Origin of the sequence: Arthrobacter sp. FW305-BF8, from assembly GCF_021789315.1 — a bacterium.
Lineage (GTDB): Bacteria > Actinomycetota > Actinomycetes > Actinomycetales > Micrococcaceae > Arthrobacter.
Window position 1 is genome coordinate 4,580,605 of sequence record NZ_CP084561.1, and the last position, 25,710, is coordinate 4,606,314.

Genomic DNA, 25,710 nt, shown 5'->3' on the forward strand with positions numbered 1-25,710 from the left:
ATGGCCCAGAAAATTGCGTTCCAGGGTGAGCCCGGCGCCAACTCAGACATAGCCTGCAAGCAGATGTACCCCGGCCTGGAGAGCGTTCCCTGCGCCAGCTTCGAGGACGCGTTCGAGCTGGTGTCCAGCGGCGAGACGGATCTGGCCATGATCCCGATCGAGAACTCCATCGCTGGCCGGGTGGCCGACATCCACCTGTTGCTGCCACACTCGGGCCTGCAGATCGTGGGGGAGTTCTTCCTGCCCATCCACTTCGACCTGCTCGGCATCCCGGGCAGCACCATCGAGGGGGCCACCGAGGTCCACAGCCACATTCACGCCCTGGGCCAGTGCCGGAAGCTGATCCGCGAGGCCGGGCTCAAACCCGTGATCGCCGGCGATACCGCCGGGTCAGCCCGCGAGGTGCGCGAGTGGAACGATCCCACCAAGCTGTCCCTCGCGCCGCCGCTCGCCGCCGAACTCTACGGGCTGGAGGTCCTGGCCTCAGCGGTCGAGGACGACCCCTCCAACACCACCCGCTTTGTAGTCCTTGCCCGGGAGACGGAACTGCCGGCCCGGGAAGCCTTGCCCGGACCGGCAGTCACCAGCTTCGTGTTCCGTGTCCGGAACGTCCCCTCCGCGCTCTACAAGGCCCTGGGCGGCTTCGCCACGAACGGCGTGAACATGACCCGGCTTGAAAGCTACATGGTGGGCAACGAGTTTGCCGCGACCATGTTCATGGCGGATGTCGAAGGCCACCCCGAGGACCTGCCGCTCAGCCTGGCCTTGGAGGAACTGGGCTTCTTCACCACCGAGCTGTGGATCCTCGGGGTCTACCCGGCCGCAGACCACAGAACAGAGCGGGCGGCCAGCAACTAACCCGCAGTCTTGCCCTGCGGCCGGTTCCGGACCTTGAGGACCTCTCGAACCAGGAGCCCCGCCAGCAGTGCCCAGAACGCCGCCCCGATTCCCAGGAAGCTCAGCCCTGAGGCGGCGACGAGGAAGGTCACCACGGCGCCTGTCCGCTCGCCCGGCTCAGCCAGCGCTGACGCGATTGAGCCGGCGAGTGTGCCCAGCAGGGCCAGTCCGGCGACGGCTTCCAGCACCCCCGGAGGAGCCGACGCCACCAGGGCGGCGAGCCCCGCGGAGAAGGTTCCCAGGACCAGGTAGGCCAGACCCGACACGAAACCTGCCACCCAGCGCCGGCCGCGGTCGGCGCCTGCTTCCTCCCCGGCGGCCAGGGCGGTGCTGAGCGCGGCAAGGTTGATGGCGTGGCCGCCGAACGGCGCGGCCAGCAGCGTGCCGGTACCGGTGACCAGCATGGAGACCCGCCACGGCGCCTGGTAACCGAAGGACCCCAGCACCGCCACCCCGGGCACATTCTGGGACGCCATGGTGACGATGTACAGCGGCAGTGCGATGCCCGCCACCGCACCGAGCGACCAGGAAGGCAATGTCCACACCATCGCCGGCAGCAGGCCCGCCGTCGACACGTCCCGACCTTCAACAACCAGCTGAATCAGAATGCCGGCGAGCGCGACGGCCAGCGCGCCCGGGACCGACCAGCGGGGCGCGAACTTTGACAGCAGCAACCAGCACAGCAGGATCGGAACCACCAGCAGCGGAGCGCTCTGCAGGCCCTCCACCGGGGCGAGGCACAACGGCAGGAGAACCCCGGCCAGCATGGCTTGCGCCAAGGGTGTCGGGATGCTGCTGACCAGCCGCCCTAGAGGGCGGACGAGTCCGGTCACAGCGATCAGAACCCCGGTCACCAGAAAGGCGCCGACGGCGGCCGGCCACCCGCCGTCGGGGACTCCCGCGACGGCCAGCAGGGCGGCCCCCGGCGTTGACCAGGCGAGGGTCACCGGGATCCGGCTCCGCCAAGCGAGGAGCACCACCCCGGCGCCGACCATCAGGCAGAGGGCCAGGAGGCCGCTCGACGCCTGCTGCGGGTTTGCCCCCACGGCACGGAGGCCGGAGAGGACCACGGCGAAGGTCGAGGTAAAGCCCACAAGCGCCGTCACTATGCCCGCCATGACCGGCCTTACCAGCCCCTCGGAATCAGGGGTTACGGGGTCGCGGGATAGTTGGGGCGATGACAGCGGCATGTGAAAGTACGTTACCGGAGACTGTCGGCCGGCATCTTGTCATCGTGCCCCCGGCGATGCAGACTGGGGCACCACCTGTCCTGACTGCCAGGCCGAAGGAGTCCACCATGAACCCGCTGCACGCGCTAGTTGATGCCATCGAACACTTCGACCGGCTGGACGGGGTGGCGTCCGCCATCTCCAAGGCCGTTGGAAAAGCCGTCCAGCCGCGGCCTGTCCGTAATACGCTCAGCGGCACGTCGCTGGGCCATCCGCTGCATCCCGTCCTGACCGATTTCCCCATCGGGGCCTGGACCATGGCCACCGTCCTGGACACCGTGGGCGGGCCCGCTTCCGAGCCGGCCGCCGACATCCTGGTCGCCGTCGGAATTGCAACGGCCGTTCCAACCGCAGCCGCCGGCCTCAACGACTGGTCCGACACGCAGGGAAAGTCACGGCGGGTGGGGCTGGTCCATGCCGTAGCCAACGGATCGGCGCTTTGCCTGTTCTCGTCCTCGGCGGTGGCCCGGGCCTCCGGCAGCCGGACCATGGGAAAAGCCCTCGGCCTGGCCGGCTTCGGGGTACTGATGTTTGGCGGCTTCCTCGGCGGCCACCTCGTTTTCGGCAACGCAGTCAACGTCAACAAGACGGCAGCCAGGACCGGCCCCAGGGACTGGAAGCCCGTTCTGGCGGAGTCCGAACTTGCAGACGGCGAGCACCGGAAGGTGGACGCGGGCAAGGTCTCGGTTCTGCTGTACCGCTCCGGGTCCCGGATCCTGGCCCTGGACAGCGTGTGCAGCCACATGGGAGGTCCGCTCGAGGAGGGAACAGTCGCAGACGGCTGCGTCACCTGCCCCTGGCACGGCAGCATGTTCCGGCTTGAGGACGGCCATATAGTCCGCGGACCGGCAACCACGCCCCAGCCGAGCTATGACGCCAGGGTGAACGACGGCCAGATTGAGGTCCGCAGGCGCGGCTAGCCGAGACCGTCCGGGAACGCGCAGTTCCCCCTAGCTTCCGCACCCCGCTGCTGATAGATTGCCCACCTCAGACCGGCAGGAGTCCTGGGGAGGGCACCATGGGAATAACGGATCCGCACGCCATGCAGATGGCCTGGGCGGCCCGCTTCAACGCCAGGGACGTCGACGGGATGCTGGAAATGTTCGAGCCGGATTCGGTCTTTGTCCCCCAACCGGGCATGCCCACCACGGGCGAAGACAGCGTTAACGCCATGATGGGATTCCTCCAGGTAGGGCTGCCTATCAGTCTGACCACGCGCCATGTCTACGTCATCGGTGACCTTGCCTTGGCCATCGCCGACTGGGCCATCAAAGGCACAGCGGCCGACGGCAGCGAGGTCGACCTCCACGGCACTACGGCCGACGTCCTGCGCAGAGGACACGAGGGTTGGAAGATCGTTCTCGACAACCCGTTCGGCACCGCCTGAATCGCACCCCGCGTCAAGGCCAGGGTCCGGTCTGCAATCCGGCGAACCGGATCCGCAAAAATTTTTCCGGCCTCCTGTCGATTTCCGCCGGGCCCGTTCGACGGGATAGTAGACGGACGCACACGGCGTCCGCGTCAACGCAAGGAGAGAACCATGAAGTACATGTTCATCATGCGCGCCACGGACGAAGCCATCGAAGCGTCGAAGCAGGTGCCGTTCGAGGAGATCCTCAACCAGATGGGCGCCTACAACGAGCAACTCATCAAGGCCGGCGTCATGCTCGCTGGTGAGGGCCTGACCGACCTGTCCGAAGGCTCGGCCTTCGTGGTCAATTTCGACGAGGAACCGCCGGTGGTGACGGACGGCCCCTACGGCGAAACACATGAACTGTTCAACGGCTTCTGGATTGTCCAGGTGGCATCCAAGGAAGAGGCCAAGGAGTGGGCCAGCCGCTGCCCGCTTGGTCCCGGTTCGAAGCTTGAGGTCCGCCGGATAGCTGAAGCCGACGACTTCGCTGACTTCAAGGACAACGAGTACATCCAGAAGGAAGCCGTATGGCGCCAGGAGCTGAACCAGCCCTGAGCCGGCTGACGGTGGGTGAAGACCCCGTGAACGAACAGGCGGGAGCCGCGGTACGGCGCCGGATTGATGCCCTGTGGCGCATCGAGGGGGCACGCATCGTCGCGGCCCTCGCCCGCGCCACCCGCGACGTCGGTTTCGCCGAGGACCTGGCCCGGGAAGCCCTGGCCGAAGCCCTGGTCAAATGGCCGGAGTCCGGGACACCCGACAACCCTGCCGCATGGCTCACCGCCGTCGCCAAGCGCAAGGCCATCGACGCGTGGCGCCGCTCCGAGCGGCTCGATGAGCGGTACCGGGCCATAGCCCGGGACCTGGAAGACGATGACGGCGTGGCCTGGGTTCCGCTGGAGGACGACGTGCTCAGGCTCGTGTTCACCGCGTGCCACCCGGTCCTCTCCCGGGAGGCCCAGATGGCCCTGACGCTGCGGGTGGTGGGCGGCCTCACCACCGAGGAGATCGCACGGCTGTTCCTCGTTCCCGTCGCGACCGTGCAGCAGCGCATCGTGCGGGCCAAGAAAACGCTCGCGGCGGCCCGGGTGCCGTTCGAAGTTCCCGAGCCCAACGAGTGGGGCGCCAGGCTGGGAGCTGTCCTCGGCGTAATCTATCTGATGTTCACGGAAGGGTACGCCGCCACCACGGGGGATGCCTGGATCAGGCCCGATCTGGCCCGCGAGGCCCTGCGGATCGGGCGCATCCTGGCCGGGCTGGTCCCCCGCGAACCCGAGGCCCACGGGCTGGTGGCCCTGATGGAGTTCCAGGCGTCCCGCTTCCCTGCCCGCACCACTCCCGACGGGTCTCCAGTCTTGCTGGCGGACCAGGACCGGGCCCGGTGGGATCGGGCGCAGATCAGCCGGGGCCGTGCCGCCCTGCGCCGCTGCGACGCCCTGGGCCGGGGCCGCGGCAACTACGCGCTGCAGGCCGCGATCGCCGAATGCCACTCGGTAGCGCCCAGCGTGGACGACACTGACTGGCAGCGCATCGTGCTGCTCTACGAGGCCCTGGGCCGGATCGCGCCGAGCCCGGTGGTGGAACTGAACAGGGCCGTGGCGGTATCCATGGCCACTGGACCGGCGGCCGCGCTGGCCATCGTGGACGGCCTCGCCTCCGGGGGCGCCCTGCGCGGAACGCACCTGCTGCCCAGCGTCCGCGGGGAACTGCTGGTCCGGCTCGGAAGGGCCGCGGAGGCACGCTCCGAGTTCATGACGGCGGCCGGACTGGCCGGGAACCAGCGCACGCGGGAGCTTCTGGAGGAGCGCGCCGCCGGCATCTAACCGGTTCAGCCGCTGAAGGTGACGTCCCTGGTCTCCTCCACGGCCGCGGTCCGCCCCGGCCCTTGGTGGCATTTCCAGTAGAGGTTCGTGAAGGCAATGACCTGCTCCGGCGGCGGGGCGCCCCATTCGGTCAGGTCCTCCGTCGTGTGGGCGTCGCTGACCAGCGTCACGTCGTAGCCGCGGACGAACGCCCCGTGGATGGTGGACCTGATGCATTCGTCCGTCTGCGCTCCGGCGACCATCAGCCGGCCCACCGACGCGGCAGCCAGCACCTGCTCCAGATCGGTGCCGTCGAAGGCGTCGCTGAACGACTTGTGCACCACAGCTTCCGGCTCGCGGCGGTCCAGCTCGGGCACGTACTCCCAGGCCTCGCTGCCCTTCTCCAGCCGGTCGTCGGAATGCTGCACCCAGACCACCGCGACCCCCGCTTCGCGCGCCCTGTCTACCAGCGCGGCGATATTGGCCACCACGGCGTCCCTCCGGTGCGCTTCGGCCACCACCCCCTTCTGCATGTCAAGCACCATCAGCGCGGTGTTGGGCCGGTCCGCCAGCATGGTCATAAGGGTCTCCTCCCGGTGACTGGTGGGTACCAGCCTAGGAGCCGCCACCCCAGTTGGGAACATCCGGGACATTGGGAACATCCCGGACGCTGGAACACCCGGCAGTAAGCGCCCACCCATTGCAGGCGGAGCGGGCTGGCGGAAGAATGGCCCTACCGTGCTTTCTCGGCAGATCGGACCAAAAGCATGACCCGCATCCTGCTCATCGGCCCGCCCGGCTCCGGCAAGGGCACCCAGGCGCACCGGCTCAGCGGACAGCTGCACATCCCGGAGATCTCCACCGGAGACATGTTCCGCAACCACCTCGCCGACGGGTCGCCCCTAGGCCGGGAAATCAAGGAATTCCTCGACGCCGGCAACCTCGTCCCCGACAATCTCACCACCGGGATGCTGCGGGACCGGCTGCAGGAACGCGACGCGAGGAACGGCTTCCTCCTGGACGGCTACCCCCGCACCGTGAGCCAGATGGACGACCTCGACGGCATCCTGGACGCCACCGGGAACAGGCTCGACGCCGTGGTGGAAATTACCGCGGGCGACGACGAAATCGTCCGACGGCTGCTGCTCCGCTCCGAGGCCGAGGGGCGGAGCGATGACACCGAAGACGTCATCCGCCACCGGCTGGAGCTGTACCGGCAGGAAACGGAACCCGTCATCGCCCGCTACGGCCGTCGCAGCCTGCTGGTCAGCGTCGACGGCACGGCGGACATCGACGCGGTCACGGTGAGCGCACTGCAGGGCATCGAAGCCGTCAGGGCGCAGCCCTGAAAGCCACAGCCCTGAACACCCCAGCCATCCTGATCGCCGCGCCGGTCACCCCGCCTTCCACACATACCTCCGCTCGGGGCGTCCGACGCCGTACTTGAGTGTCACGTCCACCAGCCCCTCGTCGTTGAGGTACTCCAGGTAGCGGCGAGCGCTGACGCGCGACGTCCCCACCTGCACAGCCAGTTCGGCGGCCGACACGTCGCCGGCACCGGCGCGCAGTGCCTTCTCGACCACTTGGAGGGTCTCGGCGCTGCAGCCCTTCGGCAACGGCCGGTCCGCACGTTCCAGCCCAAACACGCGGTTGACGTCAGACTGCTCCGCCACGTCCTTCGACGAATCGAGGCTCTGGTACGTGGTGCGGTAGTGCTGCAGCCGCTCCTGCAGGTCGGTTTGGGAAAACGGCTTGATCAGGTAATGCACGATCCCGCCGCGGAGCGCCTTCCGCACCGTCTCCACCTCGCGCGCGGCACTGATCACCAGCACGTCCAGCTCGGGCGCAACTTCACGCAGCTGGTGCATCAGGTCCAGGCCGTTGACGTCGGGCAGGTGGATGTCCAGCAGCACCAGGTCCGGCTGCAGCCGGTCGGTCTCCAGCACCGCTTGCGCTCCCGTATGTGCCACCCCGACGACGGCGAACCCCGGCGTGCGCTGGATAAAGCCCGCGTGGACTTTGGCCACCATGAAGTCATCGTCGACGATAAGTACCTTGATCAAGGCCGCTCCTCCCTAAGCATCGGCAGTTTTGCGCATCAGCAGTGCCGTAAACACCGCACCCTGGTCGTTCCGCACCGCGAGCCGGCCGCCGCGCCGCTGGCAGACCACCCTGGCGAGCGCCAGGCCGTAGCCGCGGCCGCCGTCGGGTGAATTTTTGGTACTGAACCCCTGCCGGAAAATGTCGTCCATGACCTCCACCGGGACCCCCGGTCCCGAGTCCCGCACCTCAACCCGCACGCCGCCGTCGTTCTCATCAATATGTACCTCGACCTTCGCTTCGGAGGTGTTGGTGACGGCGTCGAGCGCGTTGTCCACCAGGTTGCCCACCACGGTGGTCAGGTCACGGGACAACTCCTCGTCCACCTTGCCCAGCCGGGATTCCTCGGCGAGCTGCAGGGAAACCCCGCGCTCCGTGGCGAGGCTGGACTTGGCAATCAGCAGCGCGGCGAGGGCGGGGTCCTCGACCCTGCTGGTCACGTCATCATTCAGCCGCGTCCGGTTCGACGTCGTGCCGTTGACGAACTGGACGACGGCATCATACTCGCCGATCTGGATCAGGCCCGAGATCGTGTGCAGCTGGTTGGCGAACTCGTGCGCCTGGGCCCGGAGGGTGTCGGTGGCCGTCCGCGTGGTGCCCAGCTCGCGTTCCAGCGAAGCCAGCTCCGTCCGGTCCCGGAGGGTGGTGACGGAGCCGATTACGCGCCCGTGCGAGCGCATCGGCATACGGTTCAGCACCACCAGCTTCTCCCCTACGAGGACCAGCCGGTCAGGGCCGGGCTGGTCCTGGGTGAGGACCTCGCGCAGCGCAGCCGGCACCTCCAGGGCGGCCAGGTTCTTCCCGACGCAGTCGTGCGGCAGGCCCAGCAGGCTCCGCGCACTGTCGTTGACCACTGTGATCCGCTGCTGGGGGTCCAGCGCCACCACGCCTTCCTTGAGCCCGTGCAGCATCGCTTCCCGGTTCTCCACGAGGCCGGTGATCTCGTCCGGTTCCATGCCCAGCGTCTGGCGTTTGACGCGGCGCGCCAGCAGGAACGAGCCCGCCACGCCCAGGACACTGGCCACGCCCAGATACGTCAGCAGGTTCGGGACAACGTCGCCCAGCCGCTCGAGCACCGAGGGGTAGCTCCTGCCGACGACGGCGATCCCCACCATCTTGCCGGCGTCGTCCAGCACCGGAACGTGGGCCACTACGGCCTCCTCCGCCCCGGTTCCGACCACCCCGGTCCATGCCCGCCCGGACATCACCGCGCTATCGCCGAGTTCCAGCTGGCGGCCCACCAGCGACGGATCCGACGACGTCACCATCGTCCGGTCGGACCGTGCCAACGCAACCTGGGAGGACCCCGAAATCGTCCGCACCGCCTCGGACACTGAGGGAAGCACCGATCCGCTTTGCGGCTGGGCATCCGGCAGGAGGCTTCGCACCGCGGGGGTGGCAGCCAGCGTCTCCGCAGCCGAGAGCGCACGCCGGCCCTCGACCCGTTCAAAAGCTGCCGCCGACTGGGCCAGCGAAATCGCCACCACGGCCACCAGCACGGCCAGCACAATCAGGAGCTGCAGCCGAAGATACTGTCCGGCCAGGGACATTCCTCGCCGTCGAGTCATGTGCTGCTGTTCTTCCTGTGGGTTTGCGGGTGGGGGTGAGCTATACGGGACACGCTACCGGACTTTGGGCGGTGTGTTCCGCGGAGTCCACCGCGCCTGAACCCCGTACAGGACGCCTCGGCAGGCAACCTCGTTGGGAGCCGGAAACGTGAACGAAATGAACTTAACTTTCTCTGCTTACACAAGCGTGAGCCCCGTCACGTTCGGGCCTAGCATCGGAAGCACCCGATCAAATGGATCAAAACGAGAAGAGGAACAACATGCGCGGAATGAGCGCACTGCGCGTGGCCGCAGTAGCCGCAGGCATCGCCCTGATGGCATCCGGCTGCGGAGCTACCGGCAAGACTGCCGCCGGCCCCTCCACGAGCGGAGCAAGCACCGCACCCCTTGCCGGGCTTCGCATCATGGTGCCGAACACTCCCGGCGGCGGCTACGACACCACGGCGCGCGCCGCGGCGAAGGTTCTCGAGGACGAGAAGCTCGCCACCAACCCCGAGGTCTTCAACCTGGCCGGCGCCGGCGGCACCGTTGGCCTGGCCCGCATCGTCAACGAAAAGGGCAACGGCGACCTCGCCATGCTTATGGGCCTTGGCGTCGTCGGCGCCAGCTACACCAACAAGTCCCAGTCGAAGCTGACCGACACCACCCCGCTGGCCCGGCTCATCGAAGAGCCCGGTGCCATCATGGTGTCCAAGGACTCGCCGTACAAGACCATCGACGATCTGGTGACGGCGTGGAAGAAGGACCCGTCCAAGGTCAGCGTCGGCGGCGGTTCCTCGGCCGGCGGCCCGGACCACCTCCTGCCAATGCAGCTCGCCGGTGCCGTCGGCATCGACGCCAAGAAGGTTAACTTCGTTTCCTACGATGGCGGCGGCGACCTGCTTCCGGCAATCATCGGCAACAAGCTGGGCTTCGCAGCTTCCGGCGCCGGTGAATACATCCAGCAGATCAAGGCCGGCGATATCCGGGTCCTGGCAACCAGCGGCGAGAACCGGCTTGAGGGAGTGGACGCCCCCACGCTCAAGGAATCCAAGATCGACCTGGTCTTCAGCAACTGGCGCGGCATCGTGGCCCCTCCCGGCATCAGCGACGCCGACCGCGACGCCCTGATCGCAACCCTGGAGAAGATGCATGAATCGGCATCCTGGAAGGAGACGCTGAAGACGCGCGGCTGGACCGACGCCTTCATCACGGGCGACGAATTCAAGTCCTTCCTCACCGACCAGGACAAGCGCGTTGCCGACGTCCTGACGAAGCTCGGCCTGGCGTGACCTCCTTGGCCTCCCGCCTCAAAGGCCGCTCCGAGCTGGGCGTCGCAGCCCTGCTCGGGGCGGTCGGCGCCCTGGTCCTCATTGACGCAGCGCGCCTGGTTGTGCCGTACTCCCAGTCGGATCCGGTGGGCCCCAAGGCCCTGCCGATGATCGTGGGAGGACTCCTGCTCATCTGCGCCGTGCTGCTGGCAGTAAACGTTCTCCGGGGCGGACGCGGCGAGGCCGAGGCCGGCGAGGACGTCGACCTGACCCACCCGGCCGACTGGAAGACCGTCCTGCCTCTGGCCGGCGCCTTCATCGCCAACATCCTGCTGATCGACTGGGCCGGCTGGGTCATCTCCGGAACGGTGCTCTTCTGGGGCAGCGTTTGGGCGCTCGGAAGCCGCCACTATGTCCGCGACGGACTGATCTCCCTGGCTCTGGCGCTCCTGACCTTCTACGGCTTCTACCTCGGCCTGGGCATTGCCCTTCCCGCCGGGCTCCTTGAAGGGATTCTCTAGATGGACGTCCTGTCCTCACTCATGGACGGGTTCGCGACCGCGCTGACCCCCATGAACCTCCTGTACGCCCTGATCGGCGTCATCCTGGGCACCGCCGTCGGTGTCCTGCCCGGCATCGGCCCGGCCATGACCGTGGCACTGCTGCTCCCGGTGGCCACCGTCCTTGAACCGACCAGCGCGTTCATCATGTTTGCCGGCATCTACTACGGCGGCATGTTCGGCGGTTCCACCACCTCGATCCTGCTCAACACCCCCGGCGAATCGTCCTCGGTGATCACCGCCATCGAGGGCAACCTGATGGCCAAGGCCGGCAAGGCCGCCCAGGCATTGGCGACGGCGGCCATCGGCTCGTTCGTCGCCGGCGCCATCGGAACCTCGCTCCTTGTGGTCTTCGCGCCGATCGTCGTGCAGTTCGCGGTGAGCCTTGGCGCCCCAAGCTACTTCGCCATCATGGTCCTGTCGCTGCTCGCCGTCACCGCCGTCCTGGGCTCGTCCAAGCTGCGCGGCTTCGCGTCCCTCGGACTCGGTCTGGCAATCGGCCTCGTCGGCCTCGACTTCGTCTCCGGCCAGGCCCGCCTCACCTTCGGCCTGCCGCTGCTCTCCGACGGCCTCGACGTCGTCGTGATCGCCGTGGCGATCTTCGCCGTCGGCGAAGCCCTGTGGGTGGCGGCGCACCTACGCCGCACCCCGCTGCAGATCATCCCGGTCGGCAGGCCGTGGATGGGCAAGCAGGACTGGAAGCGGTCCTGGAAGCCGTGGCTGCGCGGCACTGCCCTCGGTTTCCCCTTCGGCGCGCTGCCGGCCGGCGGCGCCGAGATCCCCACCTTCCTCTCCTACGTGACCGAGAAGCGGCTCTCCAAGCACCCCGAGGAGTTCGGCAAGGGCGCCATCGAAGGCGTCGCCGGGCCCGAGGCGGCCAACAACGCGGCCGCAGCCGGCACCCTGACCCCGATGCTGGCCCTTGGCCTGCCGACCAACGCCACAGCAGCCGTCATGCTGGCCGCGTTCACCCAGTTCGGCATCCAGCCGGGACCGCTGCTGTTCCAAAATGAAGGCCCGCTGGTATGGGCGCTGATCGCCAGCCTGTTCATCGGCAACTTCCTGCTGCTGCTGGTCAACCTCCCCCTGGCCCCGGTTTGGGCGAAGCTGCTTCGGCTGCCGCGCCCCTACCTGTACGCAGGCATCCTCTTCTTCGCCACGCTGGGCGCCTACTCGGTGAACCTGCAGGCGTTCGACCTGATGCTCCTGCTGGTCCTGGGCGCCCTCGGCTTCATGATGCGCCGCTACGGGCTGCCCGTCCTGCCGCTCATCCTCGGCGTAATCCTGGGGCCTCGCCTCGAAAAGCAGCTCCGCCAAGCGCTGCAGCTGAGCGCGGGCGACGTGTCCGGCCTCTGGAACGAACCGATCGCCGTCGTGGTCTACATCATCGTGGCACTGGTACTCCTGTGGCCGCTGGCGGCGAAGCTCTGGCGCGCCCGGCGTCCCCGGACGGGCGGGCTCGTGATGGCCGGCGGACCTGCTGTTGATGGACCCGCCGCCGGACCCGCTGGCGCACCCTCCGTCGAGGCGCCTGCTGTTGAGGGACGCCCTGTTGAGGGATCCGCTGCTGAGGCACCCGCTGATCGGGGGCCTGATGCAGGGCGCCACCGCTCGGACGCCACCCATGCCAACCACGGACAGGAGAAATCGTGAGCATCATTGTCGGCTATATCCCCACGGCCGAGGGCACCGCAGCCCTGGACCGGGCCATCACCGAGGCGCAGAAGAGCCAGAGCCGGCTGGTCATCATCAACTCCTCCCGGGGAGACGCCATCGTTGACAAGCGCTACGCCCAGGCGGAGGACATCTCCGCATTGACGGAGCGGCTGGACCGGGAAGGGATTGAGCATTTGGTCCTGCAGCCGGTGCGCGGCCACGATGCGGCCAACGAGGTGCTGGAGGCTGCGGAGAAGTACCGGGCCGAACTCATTGTGATCGGCCTCCGGCGCCGCACTCCCGTGGGCAAGCTGATCATGGGCAGTGCTGCGCAGCAGATCCTGCTGGAGGCATCCTGCCCGGTGCTGGCCGTCAAGGCCAGCTGATCCCATAACCAGGCACCACTCGACTAGCCTCAAGAGGTAGGGGCCCGCGTTCGGCGGGTTCCTGCCTCTTTTGGTCTTAAGGCAGAAGGACAGCATGCACCAGCTCGCGATTCTCGACGACTACCAGCGCGTGGCCCACAGCTATGGGGACTGGAGCTCCCTCGAACAGCGTGGCGTGGACGTCACCGTGTTCAACCGGCACCTCGCCACTGAAGCTGAGGCTGTGGAGACGCTGCAGGAGGCCAGCATCATCATTGCCATGCGGGAGCGGACGCCCTTTCCGGGCCGGGTCCTCGAAAAGCTGCCCCGGCTGAAACTGCTGGTCACCACCGGCGCCGCCAATGCCTCGATCGATGTGGAGGCAGCCTCACGGCTGGGGATCACCGTCTGCGGAACGGGCGGCTCCCCCACAGCCGCGCCCGAACTGACGTGGGCGCTGCTGCTGGCGTTCGCCCGGAACCTGACCCAGGAGGAGGCCTGCCTGCGCAGCGGGCGTTGGCAGACCGGCGTCGGCTTCGAACTGTCCGGCAAGACCCTCGGAATTGTGGGACTGGGCAAAATCGGGAAGCGCATCGCCGGCTACGGCCGCGCCTTCGGGATGGAGGTGCTGGCCTGGAGCCAGAACCTGACCGAGGAAGCCGCCGCGGCGGCAGGCGCCAGGCAGGTCGGCAAAGATGAGCTTTTCCGGGAGTCCGACGTCGTGTCCCTGCATCTGCGGCTGTCGCCGCGTTCTGAGGGAATAGTCGGTGAACGTGAACTGCGGCTGCTCGGCCCGGAAGGCGTGCTCGTGAATACTGCCCGCGGCCCCCTTGTGGACCAGCAGGCGCTCGTCACGGCACTGCATGAGGGGTGGATTCGCGGCGCGGCGCTTGACGTATTCGACCAGGAACCGCTGCCCGCCGGCCATCCCCTCCTCGGGGCGCCACGGACCCTGCTGGCCCCGCACCTGGGATACGTGACCGACGCTAGCTACCGGGCATTCTTCGGCGGCGCACTCGAGGACGTCGCGGCGTGGCTGGACGGCTCGCCGATCCGGGTGCTCCCCCCAACTAAGTAGCAGCTGATGGCGTTCCCAGCTCTGAGAACGCCCTGTGCTGCTACCCAGTTGGGGTCAGTTGCCGGAACCGTCGAGCGTGACGGTGCCGGCGTCGCCGTCGACCTTTACCTGCTGTCCACTGGTCACGCGCTGGGTGGCCACGCCCGTTCCCAGGACGGCGGGGATGCCGTACTCCCGGGCGACGATCGAGCTGTGGCTCAGCGGGCCGCCAACGTCCGTGACAACGCCGGACGCCATCGCAAACAGCGGCGTCCAGGCTGGGGTGGTCATGCGTGCCACCAGTACCTCGCCCGGCTGCATGCTGGCGAAGTCGTCGGGGCCGTGCAGCAGCCGTGCCGGTGCGCTTACGTGTCCGGAGCTGGCGCCGACACCGGTGATGACGTCGCCCGCCTGTTGCTGGGTCCGCGCGGGCATCATGCTGCCAAACGCGCGTTCCATCCAGCGGCTTTCGGGCAGCAGCTGCGGGGCCGCGGCTTTCCGCTGGCCCCGCCACAGCATCTTGCGCTGCTCAACGGCCTCTGCCCGCACGGGCCCGTCCGTGCCGGTGATCGCCGCGCCGGGCGTAGCCAGGCCGAAGTCGACGGCGTTGCGGAGTTCGTCGAGGCGTAGCCAGAAGATGTCGGACGGTGCGGCGATGAAGCCCGAGGCGGTAAGCCGCTCCCCCAGCTCCAGCAGCATCCGGCGCATCAGCGGCCAGGCCAGTCCGACGTCGGCCAGTGCGTCCTCACGGACGGGCGCCGCCTTCTGCGCCCAGCGCAGTAGCCTGCGGAAGACGGCGCGGCGGCGCGGCCCCAGCCTGGCGCTGATCAACCGGCCGTGCTCCTCCCGCCGGTCGGCAGACCGCTGCTGGCGCTCATGCGGATCCTTCCCCTGCCCCCGCACGAAGTACCTCAGGGTCTCGAGCAGGGCGGAGGGGTCGTCGGCCGGCACAGGGTTCACGAAGTCAAGGTTGTAGACGGCGTGCCCGTAGCGGTCCAAGTGCCGCTGGAGGCGGGAACGCCATTCGTCCCACTGGCCCTGATCCACCCCCGCAACCCCGTCCACACCCGCCGGGGGCGTACCGCTGCGGAGAGCTTCGGCAATGCCGGCCGCCGGTCCCTCCGTGATGGCCGAGGCAAGCTGCGGCCTTTCGCGGGTCCACACCGCCAGGTCATACAGTGATTTCTCCGCGCGGATGGGTTCGCTGTCATAACCGATCAGGAAGACCTCCGCGGACGGGTCGCCGGGCCGCCGGACGAGCTTGTCGTAGTAGCTCCGGAACATGATCTCGCTGGTTGCGGCGATCGGGATGATGGACTGCACGGCGGTGTAATAGGCAGCTCCGGCGTCCAGCAGCGCGGAAATGCCTTCCAGCAGTTCGGAAGGAGAACGGTCCGACGGCGGTTTGGCCGCCCAATACTTCACGAGCCCGCGGTACTTCGGGTGCGAGTGGTCGCGCCATCCCTTGATGCCCATGTTGGCCTTGCCCTGGGCCAGCGCCCACATCGCCGTGAGCGATTTGCCCATGACCCGCCGCATCCCGGCATTGTTGTAGTAGTAGTACGCGTAACCGTTGACCGTGGGCAGCGAGACGTCCCCGGGCCGCACCACGCTCTTGCCGAATGCCTCGTTGAGCAGGGCGTTCAGGGACCGCACCACAGCGCCGTCGATGAGGTCGGCGAACAGGGGCGACAACGGGTCCGGCAGCTGCTCTACGATGCTGGCCCGGAAGTACATCCCGTTCGGATAGGGCAGCGGCCACTCCGTCGGGGCATCGGCCGAGGGCTCCGGAAGCGCGGTGATGGGACGGGCCTGCAGGATGAAAAAGTCCCCTGCCGCCTGCGCCCATTCGATGTCCTGGGGCACTCCGAAGTGCTGCGCAATGGCCGTTCCCTGCCGGGCCAGCGCGGCCGCCGCGTCGTCGTCGAGCACGGGCGCCCGGCGTTTATCTTCGGGCACCGGCTGCTCCCTGGTGCCTGTTCCGTCGTAGACCGTCATGACAGTCTTGTCCGCCGTCCGGCGCCGCCCTACCCGGCCCGTCGCGGCATCCACTATGACGTCGTCCGTGGTGACGGCCCCGCTGACCACGGACTCACCCAGTCCCCAGGCGGCACTGATCACTATCTCGTCGCGGCGGCCGGTGGCGGGGTTGGCGGTGAACAGCACGCCGGCGGCCCCGGCGTCGACCATCTCCTGGATCACCACCGCGAGGCGCACCGCGGACGGATCAAAGCCGTTCCGTGCGCGGTAGGCCATGGCGCGGGCGTTCCACAGCGACGCCCAGCAGTTGATGACGGCGGCGGCGACGGCGTCCGGCCCGGCGACGTTCAGGTACGTGTCCTGCTGGCCGGCGAAGCTGGCCGAGGCGAGGTCCTCCGCGGTGGCCGAGGAGCGCACCGCCACCCGCGCGGCGTAGTCGCCGCTGGACTGTGCACCGTCCTCTTCGCCCAGGTCCAACGCCTGGTGGCTCAGCCGGGCGTATGCAGCGCGGAGTTCGGCGCCGATCTCCTCGGGCATGGTGCTCTCGGCGAACAGGGAGCGGATCTGCCGCGCGGCGGCCTCGTGGTCGTCGTTCGAAGCTCCGGCGGGAAGCGCGGCGAGCTCGAGAATGCGGCCGGCTATCCCGTTGGCGTTGACGAAGTCCTGGTAGGCCGGCGTGGTGAGCACAAAACCCGGCGGCACCGGAAAACCGGCCCGGGCCAGCTCGCCGAGGTTGGCGCCCTTGCCGCCTGCCTCGTCCACATCGCTGCGTCCCAGCTGGTCAAAGTCCTTGATGTAGGTCATGACCCTGCGTCCCTTCTGCCCGGGAGCCGGGACCGCGGCATTGCGGCTGGGGAGCCCGTTCTAGCGCTGCACCCTATTTTGGCACTGCACGTGATTCTGGCAATGGGGCGGGCCACCGGGAATGGCTGCCGGGGGAGCCGGCTAGACGTCGCCCCGCGGGCGCCACACCACCACGGCCTGGGAACGGGGCCGGGGGCGCTGGCCGCGCGCCAGGCTCACCACGTCGCCGGCGGTGCCGGCGGCGAAGATCCGGGATTCCAGCGGCTGACGACGGCGGGCCAGTTCGTTGGTCAGTTCGGCCACCCGGTGCTGCAGGGCGGCAACCTGGTTTTCGAGTTCCAGGATGCGTTTGATCCCCTCGAGCGAGACGCCCTCGTGGGACAGCCGCTGCACTTCACGGAGCCGGTTCACGTCCCGCTGGGAGTAGCGGCGGGACTTGCCCGGCGCCCGGCTGGGCGAGACGATGCCCAGCCGGTCGTACTGGCGGAGTGTCTGCGGGTGCATCTCGGCGAGCTCGGCGGCCACCGAGATGACGAAGATCGGCTGATCGAAGTTGATGTCCACGGCCGGCACCCGTCGCTAAAGCCGGGCTTTGGCTGCCAGGCCCTGGCGGACGTCCGCGCCGGTAGTGGCTGCCGCAAATGCTTTCACGGCCTCCTCCGCTTCCTTGCTTAGGTTTTGCGGTACGGCGACGTCGATGGTCACCAGCAGGTCACCGGTAGCCTTCGACGTCTTTACGCCGCGGCCCTTCACCCGGAGCGTGCGCCCCGACGGAGTACCGGCGGGAACGCGGACCCGGACATGTTCGCCGTCGATCGTGGGAACCTCGATGTCGGCACCCAAAGCAGCCTCGGGGAAGCTGACGGGCACGTGGATCCGGAGGTTGTCGCCGTCGCGGGTGTAAAAGTCATGGGCCTTGACGTTGACCGTGACCAGCAGGTCACCGTTGCCCGCAGGGCCGTACTGGCCCTTGCCGCGGACGCGCACCTTCTGGCCGTCCTTGATGCCCGCGGGCACCCGGACGTCAATGACCTCGCCGTCCGGTTCACGCAGCCCGATGGTGGTGCCGCGGATGGACCCGGCGAAGGAGATGCTGGTGCTGGCCGTCCGGTCGGCGCCCTTCTGCGGGGCGCGCTGGTAGCCGGCCGGGCCGCCCCCGAAGCCGCCGCCAAACAGGTCGGCGAACTCGGGCGGGACGCCGCCAGCGGTGCTGAACCCGCCGGGCTGGCGGCCGCCGCCGGTGAACAGGCCGCCGAAAAGGTCCTCGAAGCCGCCGTTCGCCGTGCTGCCCGCACCGTGCGGGGCAAAGCGCGCACCGCCGCCCATGGCCCGGATGGCGTCATACTGCTGCCGCTCATCAGGATCCGACAGCACGGAGTACGCCTCGGAGATGTCCTTGAACTTCTTCTCCGCAGCACTATCCCCGGAGTTCGTATCAGGGTGGTACTGCCGAGCGAGCTTCCGGTAAGCCTTCTTAATGTCAGCGTCGGAAGCGTCCTTGGCAACACCAAGGATCTTGTAGAAGTCCTTGTCCACCCAGTCCTGGCTAGCCAATGGCGTTTCCTTTCAAAAATCTGTGTCGAAATGGCAGTTCACAGCAATGTGGTTGCCCAACACTGCTGCGAACTGCCATCTCGATGGGGGTAATGCTACGCGGGAACTGCGACGATGACCTGGGCTGCCCGGAGGACCCGCTCGCCTGACTTGTAGCCGGAGCGGAGCACCTGGCTGACGGTGTCAACCTCGATGTCATCGCCGGGCTGCTGGATGAGGGCCTCGTGGATGGTCGGATCGAACTCCACGCCGGTCTCATCGATGCGGGTCAGGCCGTACGTCTTCAGCGCGTTCTCCAGCTTGGTGGCGATCGCGGCGAACGGGCCGTCCGCGAGGTCACCGTGCTGGCGGGCAGCGTCGACGTCGTCCAGCACCGGCAGCAGGGAGTTCAGGACGCCGACGACGGCCATCTCCCCTGCCACGGCACGGTCGCGTTCAACCCGCTTGCGGTAGTTGACGTACTCGGCCTGCAGGCGGAGCAGGTCGTTCTTCAGCTCCGCCGCCTCGGCGCCGGTGGTTGAGCCCGTCGAAACCCCCTGCGCCACGGACTCCTCGGCGGGAACCTCGACCTGGTTGAGGATTTCCTCAGCCTGGGCGAGGGCGTCGCCGTCGGAATCCGCCGGGCTGGTGTCCGAGGACTGCCCGCCCTCCGGGTGCCGGGCCTCCCCGGTCACCGGGTCCACCTTGCGGTGGTCCCGGATGACCGGCTCGTCGCGGTTGCTGCTGCTCTGGTCTCGGGAAGAGTTGTGCTCTTCTTCGTTACCGTGATGCGGCATGGTTACTTCTTCTCTTCTTCGTCGACGATCTCGGCGTCGACGATATCCTCGTCAGCCTTGCCGTCGCCGCCTGCGGCACCACCAGCGGCACCTTCGGCACCGGCAGCACCGGTGGCGCCGTCCGGGGAACCTGCCTGGGCGTAGATGGCCTCGCCAAGCTTGGTCTGGGAAGCCTGCAGCTTCTCAAACGCGGTCTTGACGGCGGCGTCATCGGTCCCCTCGAGGGCCTTCTTGAGGGCGTCGACGTCGGCCTGGACCTCGGTCTTGACCTCTTCCGGCAGCTTGTCGCTGTTGTCGGCGATCAGCTTGTCCACGGAGTAGGCGAGCTGCTCTGCGGTGTTGCGGGTGTCGGTGGCCTCGCGGCGGGCCTTGTCCTCGGCTGCGTGCTCCTCGGCGTCCTTGACCATGCGGTCAATGTCTTCCTTGGAGAGCGCCGTGCCGCCGGTGATGGTCATGGACTGTTCCTTGCCGGTGCCCTTGTCCTTCGCCGAAACGTGAACGATGCCGTTGGCGTCGATATCGAAGGTGACCTCGACCTGAGGGACGCCGCGCGGAGCCGGTGCGATGCCGGTCAGCTCGAACGTGCCCAGCGGCTTGTTGTCGCGGGTGAACTCACGCTCACCCTGGAAGACCTGGATGGCCACGGACGGCTGGTTGTCGTCAGCCGTGGTGAAGGTCTCGGACCGCTTGGTGGGGATGGCCGTGTTGCGCTCGATCAGGTGCGTCATGACGCCGCCCTTGGTTTCGATGCCGAGGGACAGCGGGGTGACGTCGATCAGGAGGACGTCCTTGCGCTCGCCCTTCAGCACGCCGGCCTGCAGTGCGGCGCCCACGGCGACGACCTCATCCGGGTTGACGCCCTTGTTGGGCTCCTTGCCGCCGGCCAGTTCCTTGACCAGCTCGGAAACGGCGGGCATGCGGGTGGAACCGCCGACGAGCACGATGTGGTCGATCTCGGACAGCTTGATGCCGGCTTCCTTGATGACGTCGTGGAACGGCTTCTTGGTGCGCTCGAGCAGGTCCTTGGTGAGGTCCTGGAACTTGGCGCGGGTCAGCTGCTCGTCCAGGTGGACCGGGCCGTCCGGGGTGACGGAGAGGTACTGCAGCGAGACGTTGGTGCTGGAGGAGGAGGAAAGTTCCTTCTTCGCCTGCTCGGCGGCTTCGCGGAGGCGCTGCAGGGCGATCTTGTCCTTGGAGAGGTCGATGCCCTTGACCTTCAGCTGGTTCAGCAGGTAATCGACGACGCGGTTGTCCCAGTCGTCGCCGCCGAGGCGGTTGTCACCGGCGGTGGCGCGCACCTGGATGGTGGAGAAGTCGTCCTCGTCCTTGCCGACTTCGAGCAGGGAGACGTCGAACGTTCCGCCACCGAGGTCGAAGACCAGGATGAGTTCGTCTTCCTTGCCCTTGTCCAGGCCGTAGGCCAGTGCGGCCGCGGTGGGCTCGTTGACAATGCGGAGGACGTTCAGGCCGGCGATCTCGCCGGCTTCCTTGGTGGCCTGGCGCTCGGCGTCGTTGAAGTAGGCGGGAACGGTGATCACAGCGTCGGTGACCTTTTCGCCAAGGTAGGACTCGGCGTCGTTCTTCAGCTTCATGAGGACACGGGCGGAGATTTCCTGGGCCGTGTACTTCTTGTCGTCGATGGCGACGGACCAGTCGGTGCCCATGTGGCGCTTGACGGAGGCGATGGTGCGGTCGATGTTGTTGACCGCCTGGCGCTTGGCGATTTCACCAACCAGGACTTCGCCGGACTTGGAGAACGCAACGACCGACGGCGTGGTGCGGCCACCCTCGGCGTTGGCAATAACGGTGGGCTCGCCACCTTCGAGAACGGAGACGACGGAGTTGGTGGTTCCGAGGTCGATACCTACTGCACGTGACATGTGTTGCTTCCTTCTTTCCGTGGAAACTGGGCTCGCCCACTTCCTTGAGCGATCTGCACTCAACTTTACCCAGCACGGAATTTAAGTCAATCCAAACTTGAGTCAGGTTCGCTCAACTTCGCTCCGGCGCAACACTCTCCGGACGCGCGAAACCCCCGGTACCCGGCGGAATTCCGCGGATAACCGGGGGCTCGTCGAGCTGGGAGTGGTTGATTTCGCCCAGCGTGAACGTGTGCCTAGCCTTCGGAGGAGGTGCCGCCGTCGCCCTTCTTCAGTTCTTCCGCAGCCCCCTTTTCCGGGGCGGCTCCGGCAGCACCGTAGTCGCCCTCCGGGTACTCGCCCTCCTCATCCCCGGGCAGCTCCTGGCCCACAGCTCCGGCCCGGCCGTAATCACCCTCCGGGTACTCGCCTTCGTCCCGCTCAGCGGGGGCTCCGACCGCACCCGCATCACCGTAATCACCCACCGGATATTCGCCCTGGGGTTCGGTGGCTGCTTTCTCCCCCGCAATGCCGGCATCACCGTAGTCACCCTCAACGTACTGGCCGCTGTCCCCCTCGAGCGCCGGATTCTTGGAACCGGTGTGGGCCTTTCCCGCGGCGCCGGTCTCACTGTTTTCGGTCATCGGTTGATCACTCCTTCGAAAGGACTGGGCGCGCCTGGTCCGGGCGCAGTGGCAGTCTACTCAGCTGGCGCAGGCAGCAACAGGGGCCGGAGCGGCCGCGCCCTGCGCGTCGTGCCGGCAGCGACAACGCGGCCTGGCTACAGCCCGGCGAGATCCGCCAGTACGGCTATGTGGTGCTCGAACAAGTCATCGGGCGCGGAAAAGGTGCCGGCGCCATACTGCCCGAACACTTCAAAACTGACAGCTCCAAAGAGTGACGTCCAAGCGAGGGTGCCCCGGGCCAGCAGGGCATCCGGAACCTCCACGCCCAGCTCGCGCCTGATCGCCTCGAGGTCAGCGGCCAGGGGTGCGGGCACCGCAACATTCCCGCGCCCGGCAAGCCGGCCGGCGCGGTGCGCCCCATCCAGGATGCGCACCAGGCCGATCACCACCCGCATGCCGGGTGCCGTGGTCCGTTCCGCGGGAGCCTGATAGCCCGGGACCGGACTGCCGAACAGGAGTCCGTAGCGCGCCGGCTCACGGAGCGCCCATGCGCGGACAGCGCGGGCCAGCGCAGCGAAGCGTGCCTTGAAATCTTCCGGGGGGACGGACCCGACGGCGGCGTCCACCGCTTCCCCGAGGTCGTTGTAGGCATCTACGAGCAGGAGGGTCAGCAACTCGTCGCGGCTCCCGACGTACCGGTAGACGGCAGAGGAGACCACGCCGAGGTCGCGGGCGACGGCCCGGAGCGAGAGGGCGGCGGCCCCGTGTTCCGCCAGGTGCTGGCGGCCCAGCCGGATGATGTCGGAGATGGTCTGCGCCCGGGCCCGTTCACGGGGCGTGCGGAGTCCCCCGCTGGCAGTCTGAGAAGTGGCTGACATCAGCCCAGCATGGCATGAATCAGAGCGGTGTCAACAATTGAGAGCACTGCTCTTGACTTTGACTGCCGGCAAGCGCATCCTTACTTCGAGAGCAGTGCTCTCACACGGACACTTTGGCCCACCGGGTCCGCCCGCAGCAGCTAGAAGGAGAACTTTCAATGTCCGATCTTTATGTGGTCACCGGCGCCGGCCCCGTGGGCTGGACGGTGGCAGAGCAGTTGGCGGGGCAGGGCAAGCGGGTCCGGGTCCTCACCCGCTCAGGCAGCGGCCCCAACCACCCGCTGGTCGAGAAACTGCAGGCTGACGTGTCCAACCCGGACCTGCTCGGGGAAGCGTTCGCGGGCGCGGCGGCGGTTTTCCACTGTATCCACGGTTCGTCCTACAGCGCCGCCGCCTGGCAGCGGGAGCTGCCTGCCGCCGAGCAGGCGGTCCTGGCGGCGGCAGGCGAGGCGGGCGCCGTCGTCGTATTTCCCGAAAGCCTTTACTCCTACAGCAATCCGCAGGAGGTGATGACGGAACACAGCCCCCGGGAGGCGACGGGCGGCAAGCGCGGCGTCCGCACGGCGCTGCTGCGGGCGCGGGAGGCGAGCGCCACGGGCACTGTGTCGGTGGTGGCGGGGGACTTCTTCGGCCCGCGCGTCCGGATGGCCCATGCCGGCGAGCGCATGGTGGCCGCCGTGCTGGCCCGGCGGCTGCTGCAGGTGGTGGGCAGCGCCGACCAGCCGCACTCCTTCACGTACGTTCCCGACCTGGCAGCGGCGATGATCGGTGCCGCGGCCAAGCCTGGGCTGTGGAACCGGGTGCTGCACGCGCCCACCAATCCCCCGCTCACGCAGCGCCGGATTGCCGAGGCCTTCGCCGCGGCTGCCGGGACACCCCTGCCGAAGATCCGGGCCGTGCCGGGCTGGGTCCTGCGCACAGCGGGGCTGTTCTCGCCTGACATGCGGGAACTCGGCGACATGCTCTACCAGTTCCAGCGGCCGTTCGTGATGGATTCAAGGGCCAGCGAGGAGGAACTGGGCTTGCGCCCGACTCCCCTGCACGAGGCAGCTAAGGCGACCGTGGAATGGTGGCGTTCCGAACTCACCGCCGGCACGGGACGGGCCCCGGCGGGGAGGGCGGCGGGAAGCTAGCGGACGGCAACTTCAGCCGGGCCTTCCACCGTGCTTGTTTCCTGCGCATCCTGCCGGGCGAGTCTGCCCGGCCACCAGATGCGCGGACCCAGGTCGTAGGCCAGGGCCGGAACCAGGAGCGAGCGCACAAGAACGGTGTCCAGCAGTACCCCGAAGGCCACGATGAAGGCCAGCTGCACGAGGAACATGATGGGAATGACGCCCAGGGCGGCAAACGTGGCGGCCAGGACCACACCGGCCGACGTGATCACGCCGCCCGTCACGCCGAGGCCCCGCAGGATCCCGGGGCGGGTCGTGTGTTTCAGCGATTCCTCCCGCACCCGGCTCATCAGGAAGATGTTGTAGTCCACGCCCAGTGCCACCAGGAACACGAAGCCGAACAGCGGCACCGTGGCGTCGGCTCCGGGAAAGCCCAGGATGTTGTTGAACACGAGGGCGGAAACGCCCATGGCGGCAGCGTAGGAGAGGACCACCGAGGCGACGAGGAGGACGGGCGCGAGAATGGACCGCAGCAGCACCATGAGGATGAGCAGAATGACGGCCAGTGCCACGGGGATGATGGTGGCCAGGTCCCGCTGGGCTGTGGTGTTGGTGTCCAGGGCGGTGGCGGTCACTCCGCCGACCAGGGCATCGGCGTCCACGCTTTTTACACTGGCCCGCATCGCTGCCACGGCGCTCTCCGCAGCGTCAGAATCGGCGGCGAAGTCCAGGGTGGCGTTGAGGAGCACCCTGCCGTCGCGCACGGCCGGGTTGGCGGGCGCTCCCGGGGCTCCCGTGATGGGCACACTGCCTTCGGCCAGCGGGTAGGCGGCCCCCACGCCGTCGGTGGCCTTGACCTTTTCCAGGACTTCGCCAGCGTTCGCCTGGCCGGTCACGATGACCACCGGGCTGCCGCTGCCGGCGTCGAAATGGCGCGCCAGCGCGTCCTGCCCGTCGACGGCATTGGAGGCGCTGAGGATGACGGCAGTCTGCGGCACGCCGTTGGCCTTGAGCTGCAGGACCCCAGCCGAGGCCGCGACCAGCAGGAGCACAGAGGCCACCCACACGGTGCGCGGACGCCGGCGCACCAGCGTGCCGGTGCCCCGCCAGAGCCCCCTCTGCCCTTCCAGCCCGGTGGTCAGTTCGGGCTCACGCGCCTCTTCGGGCAGCAGCCTGGGCCGGAACGGCCAGAACGCGACGCGACCAAGGAGTGCGGCAAAGGCCGGGAGCAGGGTGAGCGCCGCGACAAGGGAGCAGACGATGCCCGCGGCGGCCACCGGGCCGAGCGCCTTGTTGGAGTTGAGGTCGGAAAAGAGCAGGCACAGCAGGGCGATGGCTACCGTGGCCCCGGATGCCAGGATCGGCGCGAAGGAGGCCCGCCAGGCAGTGAGCGCGGCGGCGGTGCGGTTGGCCGTGTGCTCGAGTGCCTCACGGAACCGGGCCACATAGAGCAGGGCGTAGTCAGTGGCTGCGCCGATCACCAGGATGGAGAGGATGCCCTGGCTCTGGCCGTTGAGCTGGATCCAGCCCGCCTTCGCCATGCCGAACACGAGCAGGATGGCGGCACACAGCGCGAACACCGAGGTCAGCAGCACGGCGAACGGCAGGAGCAGGGACCGGTAGACAACCAGCAGGATGACAAACACCGCGGCCAGCGCCACGAGCAGCAGGATGCCGTCGATGCCGGCGAAGGCCCCCGTGAGGTCGGCCGCGAGCCCGGCAGGACCGGTGACGAACGTCTGCGTCCCGTCCGGAGCGTCCGCACGGATCACGCTGCGCAACTCTTCGACGGCGTCCGCCGGCTCCGCGGCCGCAACGGACACGATGTACTGCACGGCCTTCTGGTCCTGAGACGGCACCGGGCCCACCACCGTGCTGCCCACCCGAAGGTCCTCCAGCCTGGTTTTCAGGCCGGCGGCCGCTGCCAGCTGGGCAGGGGTAAGGGCCCTGCCGCTTTCAATCACGACGACGGCGGGCACCTCGCCGGAGTCCTGGAACTTTTGCTGCCACTCGCGGGCCTCGGTGGCCTCCGCTCCGGAAGGCAGGAAGGATGCCTGGTCATTGGACGAGACCTCATCGAGCCTGCCGAACGTGGGTCCGCCGACCCCGGCAATGGCAACCCAGCCGACGACGAGGACTAGGGGGATGAGCCACCGAAGCCAGAACGGGATGCTCGGCGTGCGGGCTGGCTGGTTCATGGGGAAGACCTCCTGGCGGTGACAG

Annotated in this window: 24 protein-coding genes; 12 read left to right on the forward strand and 12 right to left on the reverse strand. The window is 68.0% G+C overall.

Translation table 11 applies throughout. From position 1 onward, the window contains the following. On the forward strand, nucleotides 1–858 hold the full coding sequence (locus LFT45_RS20805; protein ID WP_236805517.1) for a prephenate dehydratase: 858 nt from the start codon (nucleotides 1–3) through the stop codon (nucleotides 856–858). Here LFT45_RS20805 and LFT45_RS20810 read toward each other — a convergent pair. After that, on the reverse strand, nucleotides 855–2,015 hold the full coding sequence (locus LFT45_RS20810; protein ID WP_236805524.1) for a benzoate/H(+) symporter BenE family transporter: 1,161 nt from the start codon (nucleotides 2,013–2,015) through the stop codon (nucleotides 855–857). The genes LFT45_RS20805 and LFT45_RS20810 overlap by 4 nt on opposite strands. A gap of 179 nt (nucleotides 2,016–2,194) precedes the next feature. Here LFT45_RS20810 and LFT45_RS20815 point away from each other — a divergent pair, with 179 nt between their 5' ends. From LFT45_RS20815 to LFT45_RS20830, 4 genes are all read left to right on the forward strand, one after another. Beyond that, on the forward strand, nucleotides 2,195–3,046 hold the full coding sequence (locus LFT45_RS20815) for a Rieske 2Fe-2S domain-containing protein (protein WP_236805552.1): 852 nt from the start codon (nucleotides 2,195–2,197) through the stop codon (nucleotides 3,044–3,046). 98 nt (nucleotides 3,047–3,144) lie between these two features. Further along, nucleotides 3,145–3,513, forward strand: a complete 369-nt coding sequence (locus LFT45_RS20820; protein WP_236805555.1) for a YybH family protein — start codon at nucleotides 3,145–3,147, stop codon at nucleotides 3,511–3,513. A gap of 153 nt (nucleotides 3,514–3,666) precedes the next feature. Continuing rightward, nucleotides 3,667–4,095 (forward strand): YciI family protein, encoded by a 429-nt coding sequence (locus tag LFT45_RS20825; protein WP_236805557.1) that lies wholly within the window; start codon nucleotides 3,667–3,669, stop codon nucleotides 4,093–4,095. Then, nucleotides 4,068–5,363, forward strand: coding sequence for an RNA polymerase sigma factor (locus tag LFT45_RS20830; RefSeq protein WP_236805558.1), 1,296 nt, complete (start codon nucleotides 4,068–4,070; stop codon nucleotides 5,361–5,363). The genes LFT45_RS20825 and LFT45_RS20830 overlap by 28 nt, the downstream gene beginning before the upstream one ends. A 5-nt stretch (nucleotides 5,364–5,368) precedes the next feature. Here the strand turns inward: LFT45_RS20830 and LFT45_RS20835 are convergent, their stop codons facing one another. Next, nucleotides 5,369–5,923, reverse strand: coding sequence for a cysteine hydrolase family protein (locus LFT45_RS20835; RefSeq protein ID WP_236805565.1), 555 nt, complete (start codon nucleotides 5,921–5,923; stop codon nucleotides 5,369–5,371). Between the two features lie 186 nt (nucleotides 5,924–6,109). Here LFT45_RS20835 and LFT45_RS20840 point away from each other — a divergent pair, with 186 nt between their 5' ends. Next, nucleotides 6,110–6,691 (forward strand): adenylate kinase, encoded by a 582-nt coding sequence (locus LFT45_RS20840; RefSeq protein ID WP_236805567.1) that lies wholly within the window; start codon nucleotides 6,110–6,112, stop codon nucleotides 6,689–6,691. Nucleotides 6,692–6,736: 45 nt separating this feature from the next. Here LFT45_RS20840 and LFT45_RS20845 read toward each other — a convergent pair whose 3' ends face one another. Together LFT45_RS20845 and LFT45_RS20850 are read right to left on the reverse strand one after the other, a co-directional pair. Beyond that, complete coding sequence (locus tag LFT45_RS20845; RefSeq protein ID WP_236805569.1) at nucleotides 6,737–7,405, reverse strand: response regulator; 669 nt, start codon at nucleotides 7,403–7,405, stop codon at nucleotides 6,737–6,739. A gap of 12 nt (nucleotides 7,406–7,417) precedes the next feature. After that, nucleotides 7,418–8,992, reverse strand: coding sequence for a sensor histidine kinase (locus tag LFT45_RS20850; RefSeq protein WP_236809460.1), 1,575 nt, complete (start codon nucleotides 8,990–8,992; stop codon nucleotides 7,418–7,420). 278 nt (nucleotides 8,993–9,270) lie between these two features. Between LFT45_RS20850 and LFT45_RS20855 the strand changes: the two genes are divergently transcribed. The 5 genes from LFT45_RS20855 to LFT45_RS20875 all read left to right on the forward strand — a co-directional run bounded on the left by LFT45_RS20855 (nucleotide 9,271) and on the right by LFT45_RS20875 (nucleotide 13,919). Then, entirely contained in the window at nucleotides 9,271–10,281 is a 1,011-nt protein-coding gene (locus tag LFT45_RS20855; RefSeq protein WP_236805571.1) for a Bug family tripartite tricarboxylate transporter substrate binding protein, read from the forward strand. Continuing rightward, nucleotides 10,278–10,781: a tripartite tricarboxylate transporter TctB family protein gene (locus tag LFT45_RS20860; RefSeq protein ID WP_236805572.1), complete on the forward strand. Its 504-nt coding sequence runs from the start codon at nucleotides 10,278–10,280 to the stop codon at nucleotides 10,779–10,781. The genes LFT45_RS20855 and LFT45_RS20860 overlap by 4 nt, the downstream gene beginning before the upstream one ends. Further along, nucleotides 10,782–12,473, forward strand: a complete 1,692-nt coding sequence (locus LFT45_RS20865; protein WP_236805577.1) for a tripartite tricarboxylate transporter permease — start codon at nucleotides 10,782–10,784, stop codon at nucleotides 12,471–12,473. Further along, nucleotides 12,470–12,862 (forward strand): universal stress protein, encoded by a 393-nt coding sequence (locus LFT45_RS20870; RefSeq protein ID WP_236805579.1) that lies wholly within the window; start codon nucleotides 12,470–12,472, stop codon nucleotides 12,860–12,862. The genes LFT45_RS20865 and LFT45_RS20870 overlap by 4 nt, the downstream gene beginning before the upstream one ends. A gap of 94 nt (nucleotides 12,863–12,956) precedes the next feature. Continuing rightward, a complete protein-coding gene (locus LFT45_RS20875; RefSeq protein WP_236805580.1) occupies nucleotides 12,957–13,919 on the forward strand; it encodes a D-2-hydroxyacid dehydrogenase family protein in 963 nt (320 codons plus the stop codon). A 54-nt stretch (nucleotides 13,920–13,973) separates the two neighbouring features. Here the strand turns inward: LFT45_RS20875 and LFT45_RS20880 are convergent, their stop codons facing one another. The 7 genes from LFT45_RS20880 to LFT45_RS20910 all read right to left on the reverse strand — a co-directional run bounded on the left by LFT45_RS20880 (nucleotide 13,974) and on the right by LFT45_RS20910 (nucleotide 22,375). After that, nucleotides 13,974–16,682, reverse strand: coding sequence for a PEP/pyruvate-binding domain-containing protein (locus tag LFT45_RS20880; protein ID WP_236805583.1), 2,709 nt, complete (start codon nucleotides 16,680–16,682; stop codon nucleotides 13,974–13,976). Between the two features lie 141 nt (nucleotides 16,683–16,823). After that, nucleotides 16,824–17,246: a heat shock protein transcriptional repressor HspR gene (locus LFT45_RS20885; RefSeq protein WP_272912727.1), complete on the reverse strand. Its 423-nt coding sequence runs from the start codon at nucleotides 17,244–17,246 to the stop codon at nucleotides 16,824–16,826. Between the two features lie 15 nt (nucleotides 17,247–17,261). Further along, nucleotides 17,262–18,236 (reverse strand): DnaJ C-terminal domain-containing protein, encoded by a 975-nt coding sequence (locus LFT45_RS20890; RefSeq protein ID WP_236805584.1) that lies wholly within the window; start codon nucleotides 18,234–18,236, stop codon nucleotides 17,262–17,264. Nucleotides 18,237–18,331: 95 nt separating this feature from the next. Further along, on the reverse strand, nucleotides 18,332–19,012 hold the full coding sequence (locus LFT45_RS20895; protein ID WP_236805586.1) for a nucleotide exchange factor GrpE: 681 nt from the start codon (nucleotides 19,010–19,012) through the stop codon (nucleotides 18,332–18,334). A 2-nt stretch (nucleotides 19,013–19,014) separates the two neighbouring features. Beyond that, a complete protein-coding gene (gene dnaK / locus LFT45_RS20900) occupies nucleotides 19,015–20,892 on the reverse strand; it encodes a molecular chaperone DnaK (protein WP_236805589.1) in 1,878 nt (625 codons plus the stop codon). 236 nt (nucleotides 20,893–21,128) lie between these two features. After that, entirely contained in the window at nucleotides 21,129–21,515 is a 387-nt protein-coding gene (locus tag LFT45_RS20905; protein WP_236805590.1) for a hypothetical protein, read from the reverse strand. A gap of 137 nt (nucleotides 21,516–21,652) precedes the next feature. After that, nucleotides 21,653–22,375: a TetR/AcrR family transcriptional regulator gene (locus LFT45_RS20910; protein WP_236805591.1), complete on the reverse strand. Its 723-nt coding sequence runs from the start codon at nucleotides 22,373–22,375 to the stop codon at nucleotides 21,653–21,655. Between the two features lie 158 nt (nucleotides 22,376–22,533). Between LFT45_RS20910 and LFT45_RS20915 the strand changes: the two genes are divergently transcribed. Next, nucleotides 22,534–23,508, forward strand: coding sequence for an NAD-dependent epimerase/dehydratase family protein (locus LFT45_RS20915; protein WP_236805592.1), 975 nt, complete (start codon nucleotides 22,534–22,536; stop codon nucleotides 23,506–23,508). Here the strand turns inward: LFT45_RS20915 and LFT45_RS20920 are convergent. Beyond that, nucleotides 23,505–25,685 carry an MMPL family transporter gene (locus LFT45_RS20920; protein ID WP_236805593.1) on the reverse strand — a complete coding sequence of 727 codons (2,181 nt, stop codon included), beginning with the start codon at nucleotides 25,683–25,685 and terminating at the stop codon, nucleotides 23,505–23,507. The genes LFT45_RS20915 and LFT45_RS20920 overlap by 4 nt on opposite strands. Between the last annotated feature and the right edge of the window lie 25 nt (nucleotides 25,686–25,710).

Coding starts and splice junctions, on each gene's coding strand:
- LFT45_RS20805 (WP_236805517.1), top strand. CDS start 1: ATGGCCCAGAAAATTGCGTTCCAGGGTGAGCCCGGCGCCAACTCAGAC.
- LFT45_RS20810 (WP_236805524.1), bottom strand. CDS start 2,015: ATGGCGGGCATAGTGACGGCGCTTGTGGGCTTTACCTCGACCTTCGCC.
- LFT45_RS20815 (WP_236805552.1), top strand. CDS start 2,195: ATGAACCCGCTGCACGCGCTAGTTGATGCCATCGAACACTTCGACCGG.
- LFT45_RS20820 (WP_236805555.1), top strand. CDS start 3,145: ATGGGAATAACGGATCCGCACGCCATGCAGATGGCCTGGGCGGCCCGC.
- LFT45_RS20825 (WP_236805557.1), top strand. CDS start 3,667: ATGAAGTACATGTTCATCATGCGCGCCACGGACGAAGCCATCGAAGCG.
- LFT45_RS20830 (WP_236805558.1), top strand. CDS start 4,068: ATGGCGCCAGGAGCTGAACCAGCCCTGAGCCGGCTGACGGTGGGTGAA.
- LFT45_RS20835 (WP_236805565.1), bottom strand. CDS start 5,923: ATGACCATGCTGGCGGACCGGCCCAACACCGCGCTGATGGTGCTTGAC.
- LFT45_RS20840 (WP_236805567.1), top strand. CDS start 6,110: ATGACCCGCATCCTGCTCATCGGCCCGCCCGGCTCCGGCAAGGGCACC.
- LFT45_RS20850 (WP_236809460.1), bottom strand. CDS start 8,992: ATGTCCCTGGCCGGACAGTATCTTCGGCTGCAGCTCCTGATTGTGCTG.
- LFT45_RS20855 (WP_236805571.1), top strand. CDS start 9,271: ATGCGCGGAATGAGCGCACTGCGCGTGGCCGCAGTAGCCGCAGGCATC.
- LFT45_RS20865 (WP_236805577.1), top strand. CDS start 10,782: ATGGACGTCCTGTCCTCACTCATGGACGGGTTCGCGACCGCGCTGACC.
- LFT45_RS20875 (WP_236805580.1), top strand. CDS start 12,957: ATGCACCAGCTCGCGATTCTCGACGACTACCAGCGCGTGGCCCACAGC.
- LFT45_RS20880 (WP_236805583.1), bottom strand. CDS start 16,682: ATGACCTACATCAAGGACTTTGACCAGCTGGGACGCAGCGATGTGGAC.
- LFT45_RS20895 (WP_236805586.1), bottom strand. CDS start 19,012: ATGCCGCATCACGGTAACGAAGAAGAGCACAACTCTTCCCGAGACCAG.
- dnaK (WP_236805589.1), bottom strand. CDS start 20,892: ATGTCACGTGCAGTAGGTATCGACCTCGGAACCACCAACTCCGTCGTC.
- LFT45_RS20905 (WP_236805590.1), bottom strand. CDS start 21,515: ATGACCGAAAACAGTGAGACCGGCGCCGCGGGAAAGGCCCACACCGGT.
- LFT45_RS20910 (WP_236805591.1), bottom strand. CDS start 22,375: ATGTCAGCCACTTCTCAGACTGCCAGCGGGGGACTCCGCACGCCCCGT.
- LFT45_RS20915 (WP_236805592.1), top strand. CDS start 22,534: ATGTCCGATCTTTATGTGGTCACCGGCGCCGGCCCCGTGGGCTGGACG.
- LFT45_RS20920 (WP_236805593.1), bottom strand. CDS start 25,685: ATGAACCAGCCAGCCCGCACGCCGAGCATCCCGTTCTGGCTTCGGTGG.